General features: G+C 56.0%; 3 protein-coding genes. 2 read left to right on the top strand and 1 reads right to left on the bottom strand.

All coding sequences use genetic code 11. The annotated features are described in order from the left end of the window. Positions 1 to 457 precede the first annotated feature (457 nt). Entirely contained in the window at positions 458 to 679 is a 222-nt protein-coding gene (locus K6T64_RS16630; protein WP_288011325.1) for a type II toxin-antitoxin system HicB family antitoxin, read from the bottom strand. 375 nt (positions 680 to 1,054) lie between these two features. Here K6T64_RS16630 and K6T64_RS16625 point away from each other — a divergent pair, with 375 nt between their 5' ends. Both K6T64_RS16625 and K6T64_RS16620 read left to right on the top strand, forming a co-directional pair. Continuing rightward, positions 1,055 to 2,071 (top strand): transposase, encoded by a 1,017-nt coding sequence (locus K6T64_RS16625; RefSeq protein WP_288011322.1) that lies wholly within the window; start codon positions 1,055 to 1,057, stop codon positions 2,069 to 2,071. Between the two features lie 400 nt (positions 2,072 to 2,471). Then, positions 2,472 to 2,779, top strand: a 308-nt coding sequence (locus K6T64_RS16620) for an SdpA family antimicrobial peptide system protein (protein WP_288011320.1), incomplete at its 3' end; no start/stop codon positions are given.

Here is a 2,779-nt window from a genome sequence, read left to right as displayed (position 1 = left end):
GCAGTACTCTGTTTCGGTCGCCGGTTAGTGTTGACCCTGCGGGGAGATCGGAACCGCCCTTTCCAAGGCAGCGGCCAAGTGTTTTCAAGGGCCAGGTGCAGGAAGTGGCCGGTGCTATGCTGCAGGTAGAAAAGAGCGAATATTTCGGTCCGGCAAAGGGATGAAAATCATGGAAGCCGAAAACTCGTCTCCGGGCAGTTCTGGGGCTCAGGCGGGGTGCCCGCCCCACGGCAGGTGCTCACCTCTCCAGCAGTCTTAGGAACTCTTCCAAGGAGATTCCAGCCTGCTTGAGTATCGACCGGAGAGTACCCGGAGCCAGCTCGTCGCGGAAGGATGGCCTACCTGCCATCCTTGTGCCGGACTTTGACGTGGCTGTCCTTTTGGCTCACTTTCACGAATCCGGCGTGGCCCAGAGCCACGATGGTTTCCGTCCCAGACACGACCGGCAGGCGCGGGCTCAAGCGTGCTTCACCTCGATGTCCACGGGCGCGATGATCGGGCCGGTGTCTGGCAACTCGGCGGCAGGCGCGTCCTCGAAGTAGAGTTCCAGGGCCTCGCGCAGGTTGGCAAGGGCCCCTTCCAAGGTCTCGCCCTGGCTGGTGACTTCCACTTCGAGGCAGCGGGCCACGTACCATTTACCTTCCTTGGTGACGGCGGCAGTGAGGCGTCGGCGGGGCATGGGGGTGCCTCCTTTCGGACCTCTGATGAGGTCTCCGGGGTGCTGTAACGTTATTTTAGCCTGCGGTCGGATATGAGGCCAAGGATTCTCCCACCTCCCTATGGGGTAGAGGACGGATTCTCCCGCCGCTCTAAAAATGCGGGCAGGATTTCTCCCGGCCCTCCTACTAGTGTTCCTTCAGACAACCTTCTCTTAAGCCCGGAAATTGGATTGGACAATCCCCCTCGATCATGAGACGATCAGGTCAGGAGGTTGTTCAATGGAACGTCGGAAAACCCCAGAGTTCAAGCGCCAAGTTCAGTCCAATAAGACAGGTGAGTCCCCTTTTGTTAGAATAGTAGTTGGACAACCCATCCAACAAGGAGGACTCACCCTATGGCCATTATACCACAACTCGAACTGTTTTCCTGGGAAGAAATTGAGCCGCTTGGAGACCTGGAACGCCTCCGGCTGGTTCTGGAACATCTGCCGGACGAAGCGCTCATGGTGCATCTGGAGAAATCGAGAGGTCATGGACGAGATGACTACCCGGTACGGGCGATGTGGAACTCGATGTTGGCAGGAATCGTGTTTCAACACCCGTCGATCGAGAGCTTACGTCGGGAACTCTCTCGAAACGGGCAACTGCGATCGATCTGTGGGTTGCGCGCAGTTCCCAGCGCAGCCGCTTACACCCGATTTCTCCGCAGCTTGATGAGGCACGGATCGTGGATCGAATCGATGTTCGACGAGTTGGTGAAAGCCCTGAGTGAGGAGCTCCCGGATTTCGGGCGTCGTTTGGCGATGGACAGTAAGGCGATCGCCTCGTGGGCGTCCCGTCCCTCGAAAGAAAAGAAGGAAGACGGACGGCGGGACCTGGATGCAGAGTACGGGGCAAAAACCTATCGTGGGACCCGCGAGGACGGGAGTACATGGGAGAAAGTGGTCCGGTGGTTTGGCTATAAGCTCCACCTGGTGGTGGATGCTCAGCATGAATTGCCTGTGGCGTATACGGTGACCAAGGGGTCGCGCTCGGACGTCAAAGAAGGGCATGTCCTGCTGGATGAGTTGGAGAAACGCCATCCGGAGATGTTGAAAAAGGCCGAGGTCCTGACGGCCGATCGGGGGTACGACGACTCGAAACTCCTGAGTCGCTGCTGGGATGAGTATGGGATCAAGCCCGTGATCGACACGAGGCGGCTGTGGAAAGACGGGGAGCAAACGCGGTTGTTACCGGGACACACGAACGTGGTGTATGACGAGGGGGGAGCGGTGTACTGTTACTGTCCAGAGACAGGGGCCCGGCAACAGATGAGCAATGGTGGATTCGAGAAAGACCGGGGGGCGCTAAAAAAAGTATGCCCAGCCAAGGCGTATGGGATCACGTGTCAAGGGCGTACAGGACCGCGGTGAAGAGAGGGTAAACAGCCGATTGGATGTTTCAGTTGGGTTTGAACGGCATACCATTGGTGGGCTGGCCAAGATGCGGGCCCGCTGCGGCTTTGCTTTGTGCGTGATGCTGGCGATGGCATTGGGGAGGGCGCGGGAGAGACAGCAAGAACGTATGAGGAGCTTGGTTCGAAGCGTGTCCGAAACGGAACGCGATCGAAGGCGGGGCTCCTGGGCCAGATAACCCAGAACCTGCCCGTGGTTCAGCATGGCCTGAACCGTCCAACCTGTGGATGATAAACCAGATAATGGACATGCCGAACTCACCAAGCCGATGGGATTCGTGCTGAAGGTCCGGGGAAAAAGGGATTTCGAAAAAAGCTCTTTTTTATAAACATTGCATTTTTAGCAAGAAGGTGTTGATATGGAAAGAAGGCCAAATCTGTTTTTATTTGTGGTTGTAATCAGTGCATGCTTGTTAGTCTTCCTTTTGAGTGCCCTTCAACTCGCGCTTCCCAACAATCCAACACATGTATTAAAGAATATTACGATAAGTCAGATCTTTCCTCAAGGTTGGGGATTCTATTCCATCTCTCCCCGAGAAGAGCAAATTTCTTTATACGACGAAAACGGCAATCTGGCAGTTGATTGGCCTAACGCCAGTGTAAATAATCTTTTCGGTCTTATGCGAAAAGGGCGAGCACAAGGGCTGGAGGTCGGGATCGTGTCTGC

This window comes from Kyrpidia sp., from assembly GCF_023512215.1.
In the GTDB taxonomy this organism is placed as follows: domain Bacteria; phylum Bacillota; class Bacilli; order Kyrpidiales; family Kyrpidiaceae; genus Kyrpidia; species Kyrpidia spormannii.
The sequence above is the reverse complement of the archived record's forward strand: the minus strand, read 5'-3'. Positions and strand labels throughout refer to the sequence as shown.

Excerpts from the sequence above, each read along its gene's own strand:
- K6T64_RS16630 (WP_288011325.1), bottom strand. The coding sequence starts at position 679 with ATGCCCCGCCGACGCCTCACTGCCGCCGTCACCAAGGAAGGTAAATGG.
- K6T64_RS16625 (WP_288011322.1), top strand. The coding sequence starts at position 1,055 with ATGGCCATTATACCACAACTCGAACTGTTTTCCTGGGAAGAAATTGAG.